Source organism: Gemmatimonas aurantiaca T-27 (genome assembly GCF_000010305.1).
Lineage (GTDB): Bacteria > Gemmatimonadota > Gemmatimonadetes > Gemmatimonadales > Gemmatimonadaceae > Gemmatimonas > Gemmatimonas aurantiaca.
The window spans coordinates 2624174-2636447 of the sequence record NC_012489.1 but is presented as its reverse complement, the minus strand read 5'-3'; the positions used below and the strand labels follow the sequence as shown (position 1 = coordinate 2636447).

The window sequence follows — 12274 nt, the reverse complement described above, 5'->3', positions numbered from 1 at the left end:
TCGTCATGTTCATTTGTGGGACACCAATTTTCACAAACAGCACTGTTTGAGCTGACGAAAGTAGTTTCGTCACCTCGTTTCACGTGACACGAGATGACGAAAGAGTTGCGCGATCACTCAATCGCTTCGCTCAACAGTCCGCCGCGGGTGCGCCGAATCGATCGACGTTGACCGTGCGGTGATGGCACCTCCTGGCGGTCCTCGCGACGGCGGGACGCCGGGATTCGGTAGCAATCGGCGCCTGCGTCTTCTTGGTGGAGGATGTAGCCCTTTGAAACCAGACCATTGAAAGCCCGTGCGATCGTTGATCGCGACATGCGTTGCTCTTTGCGGTGCTGCAAGCGCTCTACTTCGCGCTCCAACTGCGTAATCGACAGTCGGCGCCACTCCACCACATCGAGGCGCTCAAGCGCGGCCCAGAATGCCACCTGCTCGCTGGTGGTGACATCGAGATCCGTGCGAATTTCACGCAGGATGGGCAGCGGATCCACTACTCGACGGCCTCGGAGATCATGCCAGAGGGGCCACGAGGCCGACGACGTGCAATGCGAGCGGCACGCTTCGGGGCTACAGGGACCTCCTCAGGCTCGATCGTGGCTTCGGGCAGGGGTTCGGTGCTGCTGACGACGCCGCGAGGCTTCACGGCGGCGGTAGGCGACGGTGGGCGCATCGTCTCGAGCTGCAGCATGACCTTTTGCCCCAGCGACACCAGCGCCGCATAGCATCCGCGGGTCAGGTCGATGGCTTCGTTCGGTGCGTCCTCATTCACCGGCAGCCACTTTTTCACGCGTAAGCCGCGCTCGACCACTTCCTGCAGGCTCTCGTTGTAGATCTGGTCATACCAGGCCTGATCGATGTCGCGATCGGTGGGCGTGTGCAGGTAGCCGGGGCCCGGTTGCTCAATGCGAAAGCGCGCATAGAGCAGGTCGTTCATCGTGTCGGTGCCGATAATGTACGACGGCTTGCGTGCTCGCCGGCGGCGGCGGGTTGTCTCTGCCTTCGGCTTCTCGAGCAGGGGTCGGGCGCGCCCAGCGCGGCCCATGGTGTGGATCGGCCGGACACCATCCTTCGTTGTGAAGCGTGCGCAAAACGCCCGCACATGCTCCTGCAGATAGCCGGCGTCGATGGCGATCGCCTTGGGGTCGTAGCACACGCCATCCGCGTCAACCCAGTCGCGATTCAGTACATCTTCGAGTTCGGTCCATACGGGAGCTCTTCCAGGACGGCCCTTGCCCGGATCACCTTCGAGACGCCCCCACTCGATCAACCACCATTCGAGACCCGCGCCGAAGCCCATTACTTGATACTCCACGCGATCGATCTGCACGTCGACGCTGATCGTGATGAGCACGACCCCGAAGGGGATCTCCACGCCGTACTCATGGGCGCGGGCTTGCATCCCCCGAGGATTGCCGCTGGCTTCCTTCTCCTCGTAGGGCAGGGCGAGGATCGTATTGATCGCCACCTTCTGCTTCGCGGGATCAGTGAGCCCATTCACGCACATCTGGGCACAGACGTCCCAGTCGTAGCCTTCCGCGAGGGAGTAGAGGGCACTGAGATGATAGCCCTGGAAGGCGATGCGGTCCGGGTAGCGTGGAACCCAGTTTCCCTCGGTCACCATGGCGCGCTTCCACTTGTGTTCAATCTTCATCCCGCACTTCACGCAGACATAGCGGGTAGACTCCGGCACGATACGTCCGGCGGTGTCGAGCTCGTAGACGAAATTGAAGCGACCGGCCCCCTCGTTGTCGCCATCTTCTTGGCCTTCCCGCCACCGCAACACCTGCGGATAGTTGCAGTTCTCACCGGGACACATCAGGTGCAGCTCGCGCCACGAGGAGAGCTTGAGTTCCTGCCACACGCGTGAACGACCCGCGATGGTGGGAGTGCACTCCAAGTACTCCTTGCCGCGGGGATGCGTGCGCAGTGCACGGCGTGCCTGATCGAGTGGATCACCTTGGCCCTTCACGTCCGGCTCAAGTTCGTCGAGCTCCGAAACGTGCATGCGCTGGGCGGTCATCGACTTCAGCTGCGACGACGACCGACCGGTCACGAAGGATATGCCGCCACCGGGGAATCCTTTGTACTTGAAGCTGTCGTCCGAGTCACGGAGTCCCGATCGGGTGAAGATCTTCCTCAACGGGATCACATCCTCGAGCATCGGATTGATGCGCGTGATGACATAGCGCTTCAGCAGCCCTTCAGAGGGCCAGACGCAGATCATGGACGCCGGATCTTCATCCATCGTCCAACCCTTCCAAATCTGCGCTAGCGTGGTGAAGAACAACTGCGACCCCTTGGCCACCACCACCTGCTTCACGCGCGGATCCTGCAGCATCTGCGCGGGCTCCCGGAGATACGGCGAGCGGGCAAACCGGAATAGCCCCTGGACGGCGCTGTCCGGCGGCAGGCGGTAGTAGGTCTCCGCCCACTTGGCGAGGCCGAGGAGCTCTCGCTGCGCGAAGGCTTCGCCCATGATCGCCGCGACGTCCAGATATGCGGAGATCGTGGCTTCCTGCAGACGTTCGAGGGACAGCAGCATCAGGCGGAGAGCTCGAGCTGGGGGAGCTCCGGCGGCATCCACGCCTCTGGCGATCGCAGATCCCCGCGCAGGCTCTCGGCGATCAGTTGCAGTGCCTCCCGGGCCGATTCCCTGTCGCGTAGCCCGATGATCGTGTCCGCTTCGCGATCGGGCATTTGTGTGATGGTGACATTCAATCGCGTTGCGACGTCGCGCAGAGTGTTCACCATGACGGCGCGGGGCAGCGCTTCCCGCTTTTCTTTGAGCAGCTTCTCGCGCTTCATCTCGATGTCGAGTTCGCGCTCGATGGCGGCTTGGGACTGACCCTTGTCCTTCTCGCGGGCGCGGCTGCGCTCTCGCTCGATCCACCATGGGACAAACTGTGTCGCGTCGATCTTGCCCTTCGTTCCGCGCGAGCCCTGCGCATGCACCCCGGGTGCGCCCTCGTCGATCGCCGCCCGAATCGTGGGCGAGGTCACTCCGAGGATGGCCGCCATCTGCGTTTGCGAGAACGTATGCCCATCACTCATGCCGGCCGCGAACTAAACTAAAGTGAGACATCTGGCGGCCGTTCACATAGAAATACCCAGGGGTCTGCGGCCGCCCGATGGGCATATCGCTTCGGAAGGACCCGCGACCCCCTGGCGTGGCACGATCCTTGATTGACACGATTCTCATCCACGTGTGTCCGTGCGACGCGTGTCTCGGGTGCGAGCGTCGATCGCCCGCACCCGTATCGGGTGAATCCACGGTTGCGGGCGCCAGCCATCGTCGCCCAGAGCTTGCTCCACGCGACGTCTGACATACTCCCGCATGTGCAGGCGGCGCCGCTCGCGATCGTGCGCCTTCGCACACGCTGCGCATCGTGCTTGCCGCCCCCATCGCTGTTCGATCACGACGCCGCAGCCGGCGCAGAGGAGTGCTGGGCGTCGCGTCACCGCTTCTCCTTCCGCATCAACGCCCGCCACAACCGCTGCACATCGGCCGCGCTGAGACGGAGGCCGATGCCACGCTTGGCGGCTTTGGCGAGCAACTGGGCGAGGGTGGGGTATCGCATCACACCTCTCCCGCCGCGCGGGCCGCGATATGGTGTGCGAACCGATGACGGCCGCCCTGCCACACGAGGGCGTAGCCTGCGCGGTACCGCATGATCTCGTAGTAGTCGCCGCGCCACTGCGAATCGCGGACTGTGCGCACTCCCGGCGCCATGACGTGCCATCGGCCATCCCATGGACCGCCCAGACATTCGACATCGGTCCACTCGGTGCGGTCATCCCAGTATTTCGCGCTCATGTGCGCACCTCGTCGGCCGCGCGGGCCGCGTCAGTGGTCAAGGAATCCTTGATGGTTGGGCGGTGCGCTGCAACGACATCGTCCACAGCGCGGTTGTAGGCCTCGATGTGCTGCGCCTTCTGCGTGCGATTGAACGGCTGCGTACGCGCAGCTTCATCGAACGCATCGACGATTCCCACGAGCTTCGCGACCATCTCCAGTACGCGGATTTGCTCCGGCGTCGCGAGCGGGAGGCGCCGCAGGGTGTAGCCGTCGGCTTCATACGATGCCTGATTCGGATCGTTCAACAGAGCCCGGTCCAGTGGGCGCAGTGGCGTCAGTATGTCCCCCCTCAATGGAGGCAGTTGGTCCACGCAATCGTCGATTGCGCCGCTGGGTGACATCGATACCCCGAGCACCTTCCCACTCGGATCCCGCACCACCCACACCCCCTCACTCCCGGCCGTCATGGGGCGCCTCCAGTGCGTCTTGTTCGTACCGGAGCCGCACCCAGGGGCTATCTGCGACGTACTCGCGCACCGCCGCACGTAGTTGCGCCTCGGTCTCCCACGTGTACCGGCCAACATCTTGAGCCACCTGCTCGGCAGGGACACTCAGATCCTCGTGGCGCACGATGTATCGGAGTTGCCCGTCTGGTATCTCCACGACTGACCCGAGCGTGCGGACGCGCGTGACCCAGCCGAAGGGGTTCACAGCTTCGGCAATGCCGACGGCCCAATCTCCAGAGTGATCGATATACGCGGTGAGTATCCCGGTTTGACCGGGAGAACTCGGCACGGTGTTGACGCTCACTCCCCCTCCCCCGCGCCGGCGCGCGTGGTGGCATGGCCTGGGCATCCAGTCTCATAGCTGAATCCCTCGCACGGCTCGTGTGTGAGCGGAATGACGCGCCATCCTTTCGCGAGACAATCGAACAGGAACGATTGCGCTTCGTCGGGCGTGAGCGTGCGGCCGTCTTCGTTTGTGAACACTCCGCGCATCTTGTTCTTGCCCCACCGCAGTGCGCCACGGATGTCCATGCACATGTGGATCGTCTTGGTTCCCATGCTCACCCCACCTCCGGCGCTTCATCGCGCGTGATCCGTGGTAACGGCAACCCACGATCCATCGCCGACGCCACCGGCGTGGGGGACACGATACTCGCGAGATCCGCAATCGTGACCGACAGATCGTCCATCGCGTGGTAGTACCGGTCGTGCGCAATCGCGACATCATCGTCGGTCCAGTCCGCGTCGCCGATCTCCACGGCTTCTGCGACCCCCTGGTGGTGCTGGTACAGCTCGTGTGCAATCGCAGCAGCCTGCGCGCAGCGCAGCAGGAGGGCGACCTGCGCGCTTGTATAGGGAGCTGACTCCCCAGATAGCGGCACGGACTCCACAGACAACGGCGTGGACTCCCTAGGTAAGCGCTTACCCATTCCCCACCTCCGGCGCGCCCGGCCTACGCCCGTAACGGCGTCCAGCTTTCTCGCGATGCAGGTCCATGGCGCGTACCTGTCGGTGGATCTCTTCCCAGCAGAGCTTGTTGATTCTTTCCGCGATTCGCTTTCCGCTCTTCGTCGTGAAGTTCGACCGCTCGCAGATGGACGAGATGGCGCCGCACACGTTGAGGTCCGCGTGAGCGTGTTCGGCCTCCAAGTTGTGATCGACCTGGCGCTTCTTCATAGGGCCTCCGGCGCGCCCGGCGCGGTGGGCTGTGCATTGAGTGATTGCAGGACGTCGAGCGAGCCAATGAGGCGCGCGACGAAATACGCCTCTGATGCGTCGATGTCGTCTTGGTACGCCTCGGGCGACGCATACCGCCCGTTGCGGTAGTCCTCTTGCATCGCGCGTGCGGTGGTGTGCACGCTGGCGACGAAGCGACCAACCCAGTCGCGCTCACTCGCCATCGACCACCTCCGGCGCGCCCGGCGCGGTGGCTCGTTCACGGCGTTCCGCTACCCACTCGTCGATCTCCTTGCGGTGCCCTCCGATGATCCGGGACGCACGCTCCTTGCGAAGAGCATGTGCCAGCGCAAAGCCGGCATCGGTCAGTGTTGCCCAATGGGTCTGGCCACTCAGCTTCGACAGCATCATGGCAGGCACGCGCCCGTAGGTGAGATGACCGGACTCCTGAAAGACCTTCAGGTTCTCGCGATCTTCCTGGTTCATCTGTTCGCCACGGAGAAGGCCGTCGTGGTCAACACAGCGCGTCTCGACGTACAGGATGAGACTCTTCTGGTCTCGCGTCAGCTCACTCGCCATCGCGCGCCCCTCCCGGGGTGGGGGTGGTCGCTACCGGCAGCGCAGATCCCCTCGGCTTCGCCGCTTGCTTGGCGCGAATCTTCTCGATCTTGGTCCAAACCCGAGCGAGCTCTGTCTCGCCCGCTGCGTGCATGTCGGTACCGTGAGCAAGGCAGTACGCAGCCAGCGTCACCATCACGCCGCCCACTTCCTGATTGATCGCGCCTTGAGGCCGGCTGAACACGTAGTCGACCAGCGCCAGGACGCGATCCTTCGCAAAGCCACCTGCCTGCACCAGTTCGAGCGCCTCCTCGATGAAGCGATCGCTGCGCTCCAGCTTGTCCGACGCGATCTCTGCGCCGAAGCATGCCAGCAGCCACGGCATCACTCGGCCCTGAAACGGGGCTGACTCAACGGAACTGTTCGAAGAGTTCGAAGCGTTGGCCTCAACTTTCGAACTAGTAGCTGCCGGCGCGGCGGCGGCGAGGGCGGCTGTGATCACGGCTGCTGCGACTTCGACGTACTGGTCTACTTCATCCATGTTGGCCGTGCTCGCATCCTTGCCAGTGCTGGCTTCAAACGCGGCCTTCGAAGCGGCGACGAACACTGGCTGATCAAGCTCGCGCAGTGCGGCGATAGTGCGCTCCACCGCCGCCTGTTGATCACTCCTGGCTTCGAGTGCAGCAAAGCGACTGAACGCGAGCTCCACGGGATCGCATGGAGTCTTGCCATCGTTTTGGCATGTGCCATTGCAGTCGGCGCAGTCCCGGCAGCGTGGTCCCTTCGGCACTGTGTCCATGATCCGACGACGCAACGCCTGATGCTCGCGCTCCACCGCCGCCACGCGCTGCTCGGCGGTGACCACTCGCGCAGCGAGGGATTTCTCTTGATCTGTCGCAGCGAAGTGGACCAGCCCGACAGACGACAGCACTTCTTCGATGCTCACTTTGCGCTCCTCATGGCCTTTTCGAACTCGGTCCCATAGCGGTTGCGGTACTCTTGGGCGAGCCCGTACTGATAGGTCTTCTCCAGTTCGAGGCGGCCGCGGATGTTGATCTGTCGGCGGAAAAACCATACCGCGTCATACTCGGATTCCTTGCCCACTTGGGTGCGCACGAAGATTCCGACGTTCTCTTTCACGAAGTAGAAGCGCGTGTTCTTCCTGAATCCGCGGCCGCGTTTCTTCTTGCCACCCTTGTATTGCCGCTGCGGATCATCGCTGTCTTCGTACTTGATGGATCGCGACGACAAGCCGATCTGCGCGGGGTAGAGGCTGCGCGGCATGCCCCTCGCCGCACTGCGCAGGCCCGGGGCAGGGATGACAAAGCCGCCCGCCGTGAACTGGCGATTCTGTGTGCGATACAGCGCGTTGGACGAGAACTGTCCACCTTCATCGTGGCGCAGGATGATGCCGCCATATCGCTTGTACAGCTCTGTCTCTGGTCGCACACTACCACCGACGATCCGGATCTGACCGGTGAAGCGATTCGCCTTTCGGCTGGCGCGGTCCTCGCGATCGTAGCGCACGGCCTTCGGGAGATCGCGGCGTGCCGCCGCCTGGCGAATGTTCAGCGTCGACGTTACGCGATGCTGCATCCGTTCGCGTCGACGGAACTGCGTCTCATTGATCGCCTTCTCGGTGGCATAGAGCTGCTGCTTCAGCACGTTGTCGATGTCCTTGACCGCGCGCTTCACATCGAGATGAATGCTGATCATGCGCGGCGCTCCAGATAGACATCCACGCCCGATCGCGCAGGATTGACCTCCCATGTCGGCACGCAGATCTCGACGAGCACGTTGTGTGAGTCGTCCTTGAAGTACCCCTGGCGCACCAACGCATCGACGGGCCACTTGAGCCCACCCAGCATCTCGATGCGGTCCCGGTGTGCGTCGAGTCGGAAGTGAGCGCGGGGCAGGGCCCAGGCGTCCCAGGGGATGGCTGGTGGTCGGACACCAGCTTGATGCAGAGTGGCCAACATCTCGATCTCATAGCGTTCGAGGTGCTGATCGTACACCACGGGCAACGAGCGCTTCATCCATCCGCCGTTGCGCGTCCGCCGCGTGCGCTTCTTCGCGAGATCCAGCATGCCGTTGAATCCCGGGGGCAGCGGGAGCGTCACGCACACCACCTGCCCAATCTCCACATCGAGCGTGATGGCACTGCGCGTGGATCCGATACCATCCGGGCGTCGATACTCTCGCACGGCCCTCACGCCGCACCTCCGAGCGCGCGCAGCATTTTGGCCTGACGTTCCGCCGCGTCTTGCTCCGCCGCTACCTGCTGCTTTGCCATCGCGACGGCCTCGTCGAAACGATCGAAGGCGATCACTCCATTCCGGATCTGCTCGCGTTCTTCGCTCGTGCGCGCAAAGTCGAGCAGGATGCCCCACACGCGACCACCGTGTTCCCGGCCGAGCACTTGCTCCGCACGGAGCTGCAGCTGTTCGATGCGCGACGCGCAGTCCTGCAGCGATGGACGATCTACCACCATCGCCAGCGGTGGTCGGTGGTGGTCCCGATCGACCTGCCTGGCGTATCGCGCAAACGTAGCGATCGTGGGGACACGCGTGCGGCCGCGCTCGATCATCTCCTCATCGCGCAGCCACCGACTCACGGCATCAGTGATGGCCTCCAACGTCACGCCGAGGAGCGCACTGGCCCACTCCTCGACTTCCTCCTTCTCCAGCTCCGGCGTCTCGCGCGGCGGCAGCGCCCCCGCCGGCAGGTAGCGCCGGAACTTGCCGAGCGCTTGTTGCGTGGTGTTGTACAACGGGAAGTGGATGGTCACGACGCTACCTCCCAATCGACGGCGTTTTCCGTGCACCAGGCGCGCGCAGCCTCGTCACCGTTCCGAGCGTACTCGATAGCGTCGCGTAGCTGGCTCTCTTTGGCGGTCGGTCCTGACGTGCGTGGGGGGTGAGCGCCACGTCCGGCCCCTGACGGACCCTCACCCTCGCTCATGCGGGCCCGTGCCTTCTCGGCGAAGATCAGCGCGATCTGCGGCGTGATGAACTGGCCGGGCTGATTCGACAGCAGCAGCTCCTCGAGTCCGAGCACGATGGCCTCCCGTGGCACTTCCCGCATGCGCGATGTGCCGAGCCCTTGTTCCCAGCCGAGGATGCGATCGGCCCACCCTTCCCACTTCGCCGGTGCGATCCGCGCTTCATCGAGCAAGCGCCGCACGGCCGCGCGCAGTGGTCCTGCCGGCAACCGACGCACGGCCTCGTCGAGACTGGTGTTGTAGGCTGCGGCCCGATCGGCGGGGCTTTCCCGATCAGCATCCTGCACCAGCCGTACCGGTGGCGTGGGGGAAGCTCCCACACCGTCAGGTGTGGGAGATGGGGGTATAGCTACAGCAACAGCTAACAACTCTAGGCTTGGACCGTGCTTGAGCTCCGCTACTGGTGTCGCTACACCATTCGCTATGGCAGACGCTTCACCGTGTGCTTGAGCGTCTGCTGTACCGGGTGCTATAGCTGGCGCTTTAGCGTTCGCTCTACCATCTGGTATAGCTGGCGCTATGCCGTGCGCTTGAGCGTTCGCCGTGCCGTCTGGTATGGCACCTGCTTGACCGTCGCTATGGCTGTGCTGGAGGTCTTGCTGACCCCTACCGTACTTCGCGGCCCGGGCCTTGCCGCCCTTGGCACCCAATTGCCGCTTCCCTTCCAGGAACACCTCACGATCGAGCCGCAGCGCGTGAAACTTCGGATTGCGGCGCGCAGCCCCGTCCTCGATCACAGGGAAGTGGTGCTCGATCTCCGGCCACACCGTGACCCACTCGGCCTCGGTGGCTTTGGTGAGCTTACGGAGGACCGCGGGGTTGGCAGGGATCGACCCTTGCAGCCACTGGCGTAGCACGAGGCGCAGACGGCACCCCTCGGCCGCCGCCGACAGCACGTCACACTCCACATCTTCGAGATAGTCGCGGACGTACCAGGGGATGTACTGGTAGCTAAGCTCCTCGCTGCTGATGGCCTTCATACGGTCACCTCAGCCTCAAAGAGCGACGGTGCAGCGGGAACCGGCGCTGACACCTCACCGGCGCGCGCAAGCGCCGCTACGGCCAACCGACGGATGTTGTCCACGCCCGTCTCCAAGCGCTCCACCAGCGGCATGTTGGGATTGCGCACTGGTTCGAGCTGTGAGCGTTTCACCCCGAGCACTTCGATCATGATGGGATCTGCGCCGTCGTCCGCGCACATGTAGTAGGCGGTGACGGGTTCGCCCTGGGCGTCGCGATGCACGCGGCCGGCACACTGCTCATGCACACCAGGGGACCAGTCGAGCTCCCCGAACACGACGGTGCGGCAAGCGTGCTGCAGGCCGTCGACGCCTGCTCCGGAACGCAGCGACATGATCAGGACGCGCGACCCCTCGTCGCTCGGATCTTTGAATCGGGCCAAGGCGGCATCGCGCTGCGTGGGACTCTCGGCGCCCGTGTACATCACCGGTCGATACTCCCGCAGCGCCTCCCGCCAGATGCCGTACACGGCATGATGCCAGCCGAACAACACGACGCGCGGCTCGCTCTCCAGCAGCAGGCGCACAAACGCCGCCACGAATGGCGCCTTGGCCACTCCGGTGGCCTGGCGCATCAGGGCATCGAGCTCACCCGCCGCCTGCATCTTCTGGCCCCGGAACGCCTCGGTCGCCTGCAGGACGATGCGCGCCAACTCGACAGCGCTCTTCCGTGCCGCGTCGATCGTCTGGCTGTCGGCGTCGACCTCGTGCACGACTTTCGTCAGCGGCGGCAGCTCACGGCCCACCTCGGCGCGCGTCCTGCGCAGCATCAACCCCTGTCCGCGGAGGTAATTGCCGAACACGTTGGGATCGTGCACCCGCGCTTTCTCGCCGAAGTTCCCGCCGCACCACTCTCGACTGAATTCATCGCGTGTCCCCAACGCTTCGGGCGCGAGCACTTCGTAGACCGAATGGAATTCGATCCCGTAGTTGTAGATCGGGGTCGCGGAGAGGCCGAGCCGGAGCGTCGCGCGCTCTGCGACGTGCCTCGCGGCCGACCAGATGGACGTCCCGTCGCCACGCAACTGCTGGGCCTCATCGAACACGACGTACCGCACCACGCCAGCCAACTGCTCCGCCCAGCCGCGGAGTTTGTGGTAGTTGATCACCAGCACATCGGGCATGCTGGTCGCACGCTCTTTCACGCCGCCCCGCATCTGCCATTTGATGGGATAGGGGCTGCCCTTGGTGACGATGTGCACGGAGAGCTGAGGGGCGAACAGCGCGATCTCAGCGGCCCATTGGCGTGGCAGATGGGTCGGGCACACGACCAGAGCCGGCAGGGCTTCCGGTGTAGGCATGGCGCAGATGGCGCTACAGGTCTTGCCGAGGCCCACGTCGTCAGCCAGCAGCAGGTTGCGACTCGTGAGCAACAACTGCGCTGCCTGGCGTTGGTAATCGCGCGGTGGCAGGGCGAGATCGAACGGGAGCATCGGCTGTCGCTGATCGATCAAGGCCGCTACCGCCGCCTCCCGATCGACATGGCGCACCGCACCGCCTTGCAGCCGTTCAGCCGCATGCGCATCTGCCTCGAGGGGGAATCGCTCCATGAACCACAGGAGATCCCGGCACACCTCGTCGGTGGCTTTGAGCGCCACGGCATGCGCCGCATTCATGCTGATCCGGGGGAAGCATCGCCGGAGGCGCGCGCGCACCATGGGTGTGCAGGCCACCACGAACATGTTCCGATCGCCGCTGTAGCGGATCGCGCCATGTGTGGGCATCAGAAGGCCGCTCGCGTCACGGGGATGAAGGCAACCGGCTTCCCGTGACGCCGCGCGAGCTCTTCGCATGCCGATGGCGCGGCCTTCCACACCTGCGGCCCGCACAGCAACAACCCATCGACGATATCGAGCGAGAGATACCGATCGATCTGCCGGAGCGCATCGCTCAGTGCGCCGCCGACCTTGCACTCCAGCACGATCCGCTCCCGCACGACGATGTCGAATCGGTGCAGACCCTGCAGGCCATGGCGCACTTCGGTGGCGACCGGCTCACCCGCTTCCTGCAGCACCGTCACGATGGCCGACTGCAGCTCCCGCTCGTCGCTGTACAGGAACTGGATCCCGCTTAGCATCGATCGGATGGCCGCAAACTGAAACGTCAGGGCCGCCGCCTCCGCATGAGTCATCCGCCGCCTAGCCACGACGCACCTCCGGTGCATCGCACACCTCGAAGGGCAGTTGGTGGATATGCGCAAATACCATCGCGCACGCCT

The 12274-nt window shown here is 64.1% G+C and carries 19 protein-coding genes; all 19 read right to left on the bottom strand.

What is annotated here, in order from left to right; genetic code table 11:
• Positions 1-113: 113 nt before the first annotated feature.
• Entirely contained in the window at positions 114-491 is a 378-nt protein-coding gene (locus tag GAU_RS11595) for a hypothetical protein (RefSeq protein WP_012683739.1), read from the bottom strand.
• Complete coding sequence (locus tag GAU_RS11590; protein ID WP_012683738.1) at positions 491-2542, bottom strand: phage terminase large subunit family protein; 2052 nt, start codon at positions 2540-2542, stop codon at positions 491-493. Before GAU_RS11590 ends, GAU_RS11595 begins: the two co-directional genes overlap by 1 nt.
• Positions 2542-3018 (bottom strand): hypothetical protein, encoded by a 477-nt coding sequence (locus tag GAU_RS22470; RefSeq protein ID WP_169307669.1) that lies wholly within the window; start codon positions 3016-3018, stop codon positions 2542-2544. The genes GAU_RS11590 and GAU_RS22470 overlap by 1 nt, the downstream gene beginning before the upstream one ends.
• Before the next feature lie 437 nt (positions 3019-3455).
• Positions 3456-3578 (bottom strand): hypothetical protein, encoded by a 123-nt coding sequence (locus GAU_RS22815; protein ID WP_269446048.1) that lies wholly within the window; start codon positions 3576-3578, stop codon positions 3456-3458.
• Positions 3578-3814 carry a hypothetical protein gene (locus tag GAU_RS11580; RefSeq protein WP_012683735.1) on the bottom strand — a complete coding sequence of 79 codons (237 nt, stop codon included), beginning with the start codon at positions 3812-3814 and terminating at the stop codon, positions 3578-3580. Before GAU_RS11580 ends, GAU_RS22815 begins: the two co-directional genes overlap by 1 nt.
• Entirely contained in the window at positions 3811-4263 is a 453-nt protein-coding gene (locus GAU_RS11575) for a hypothetical protein (RefSeq protein ID WP_156798999.1), read from the bottom strand. The genes GAU_RS11580 and GAU_RS11575 overlap by 4 nt, the downstream gene beginning before the upstream one ends.
• Positions 4247-4606, bottom strand: a complete 360-nt coding sequence (locus GAU_RS22465; protein ID WP_169307645.1) for a hypothetical protein — start codon at positions 4604-4606, stop codon at positions 4247-4249. The genes GAU_RS11575 and GAU_RS22465 overlap by 17 nt, the downstream gene beginning before the upstream one ends.
• Entirely contained in the window at positions 4603-4860 is a 258-nt protein-coding gene (locus tag GAU_RS11565; protein WP_012683298.1) for a hypothetical protein, read from the bottom strand. Before GAU_RS11565 ends, GAU_RS22465 begins: the two co-directional genes overlap by 4 nt.
• 2 nt (positions 4861-4862) lie before the next feature.
• Positions 4863-5183, bottom strand: a complete 321-nt coding sequence (locus GAU_RS11560) for a hypothetical protein (RefSeq protein ID WP_156798961.1) — start codon at positions 5181-5183, stop codon at positions 4863-4865.
• Positions 5184-5223: 40 nt separating this feature from the next.
• The gene (locus GAU_RS11555) at positions 5224-5478 is read right to left on the bottom strand and encodes a hypothetical protein (RefSeq protein WP_041265481.1); all 255 of its coding nucleotides are present in this window, start codon (positions 5476-5478) and stop codon (positions 5224-5226) included.
• A complete protein-coding gene (locus GAU_RS11550) occupies positions 5475-5702 on the bottom strand; it encodes a hypothetical protein (RefSeq protein ID WP_012683731.1) in 228 nt (75 codons plus the stop codon). The genes GAU_RS11555 and GAU_RS11550 overlap by 4 nt, the downstream gene beginning before the upstream one ends.
• Positions 5692-6057 carry a hypothetical protein gene (locus tag GAU_RS11545; protein ID WP_012683730.1) on the bottom strand — a complete coding sequence of 122 codons (366 nt, stop codon included), beginning with the start codon at positions 6055-6057 and terminating at the stop codon, positions 5692-5694. Before GAU_RS11545 ends, GAU_RS11550 begins: the two co-directional genes overlap by 11 nt.
• The gene (locus GAU_RS22625) at positions 6047-6982 is read right to left on the bottom strand and encodes a hypothetical protein (protein ID WP_012683729.1); all 936 of its coding nucleotides are present in this window, start codon (positions 6980-6982) and stop codon (positions 6047-6049) included. Before GAU_RS22625 ends, GAU_RS11545 begins: the two co-directional genes overlap by 11 nt.
• Positions 6979-7752 carry a hypothetical protein gene (locus tag GAU_RS11535; RefSeq protein WP_012683728.1) on the bottom strand — a complete coding sequence of 258 codons (774 nt, stop codon included), beginning with the start codon at positions 7750-7752 and terminating at the stop codon, positions 6979-6981. Before GAU_RS11535 ends, GAU_RS22625 begins: the two co-directional genes overlap by 4 nt.
• Positions 7749-8249, bottom strand: coding sequence for a hypothetical protein (locus GAU_RS11530; protein ID WP_012683727.1), 501 nt, complete (start codon positions 8247-8249; stop codon positions 7749-7751). The genes GAU_RS11535 and GAU_RS11530 overlap by 4 nt, the downstream gene beginning before the upstream one ends.
• The gene (locus tag GAU_RS11525; protein ID WP_012683726.1) at positions 8246-8824 is read right to left on the bottom strand and encodes a hypothetical protein; all 579 of its coding nucleotides are present in this window, start codon (positions 8822-8824) and stop codon (positions 8246-8248) included. Before GAU_RS11525 ends, GAU_RS11530 begins: the two co-directional genes overlap by 4 nt.
• Complete coding sequence (locus GAU_RS22460; RefSeq protein WP_012683725.1) at positions 8821-9357, bottom strand: hypothetical protein; 537 nt, start codon at positions 9355-9357, stop codon at positions 8821-8823. The genes GAU_RS11525 and GAU_RS22460 overlap by 4 nt, the downstream gene beginning before the upstream one ends.
• Positions 9358-10013: 656 nt before the next feature.
• Complete coding sequence (locus GAU_RS11510) at positions 10014-11780, bottom strand: DEAD/DEAH box helicase (RefSeq protein ID WP_012683724.1); 1767 nt, start codon at positions 11778-11780, stop codon at positions 10014-10016.
• Positions 11780-12187 (bottom strand): hypothetical protein, encoded by a 408-nt coding sequence (locus GAU_RS11505; protein WP_041265477.1) that lies wholly within the window; start codon positions 12185-12187, stop codon positions 11780-11782. The genes GAU_RS11510 and GAU_RS11505 overlap by 1 nt, the downstream gene beginning before the upstream one ends.
• Between the last annotated feature and the right edge of the window lie 87 nt (positions 12188-12274).

Excerpts from the sequence above, each read along its gene's own strand:
- GAU_RS11590 (WP_012683738.1), bottom strand. The coding sequence starts at position 2,542 with ATGCTGCTGTCCCTCGAACGTCTGCAGGAAGCCACGATCTCCGCATAT.
- GAU_RS22470 (WP_169307669.1), bottom strand. The coding sequence starts at position 3,018 with ATGGCGGCCATCCTCGGAGTGACCTCGCCCACGATTCGGGCGGCGATC.
- GAU_RS22815 (WP_269446048.1), bottom strand. The coding sequence starts at position 3,578 with ATGCGATACCCCACCCTCGCCCAGTTGCTCGCCAAAGCCGCCAAGCGT.
- GAU_RS11580 (WP_012683735.1), bottom strand. The coding sequence starts at position 3,814 with ATGAGCGCGAAATACTGGGATGACCGCACCGAGTGGACCGATGTCGAA.
- GAU_RS11575 (WP_156798999.1), bottom strand. The coding sequence starts at position 4,263 with ATGACGGCCGGGAGTGAGGGGGTGTGGGTGGTGCGGGATCCGAGTGGG.
- GAU_RS11565 (WP_012683298.1), bottom strand. The coding sequence starts at position 4,860 with ATGGGAACCAAGACGATCCACATGTGCATGGACATCCGTGGCGCACTG.
- GAU_RS11555 (WP_041265481.1), bottom strand. The coding sequence starts at position 5,478 with ATGAAGAAGCGCCAGGTCGATCACAACTTGGAGGCCGAACACGCTCAC.
- GAU_RS11550 (WP_012683731.1), bottom strand. The coding sequence starts at position 5,702 with ATGGCGAGTGAGCGCGACTGGGTTGGTCGCTTCGTCGCCAGCGTGCAC.
- GAU_RS11545 (WP_012683730.1), bottom strand. The coding sequence starts at position 6,057 with ATGGCGAGTGAGCTGACGCGAGACCAGAAGAGTCTCATCCTGTACGTC.
- GAU_RS11535 (WP_012683728.1), bottom strand. The coding sequence starts at position 7,752 with ATGATCAGCATTCATCTCGATGTGAAGCGCGCGGTCAAGGACATCGAC.
- GAU_RS11510 (WP_012683724.1), bottom strand. The coding sequence starts at position 11,780 with ATGCCCACACATGGCGCGATCCGCTACAGCGGCGATCGGAACATGTTC.
- GAU_RS11505 (WP_041265477.1), bottom strand. The coding sequence starts at position 12,187 with ATGACTCATGCGGAGGCGGCGGCCCTGACGTTTCAGTTTGCGGCCATC.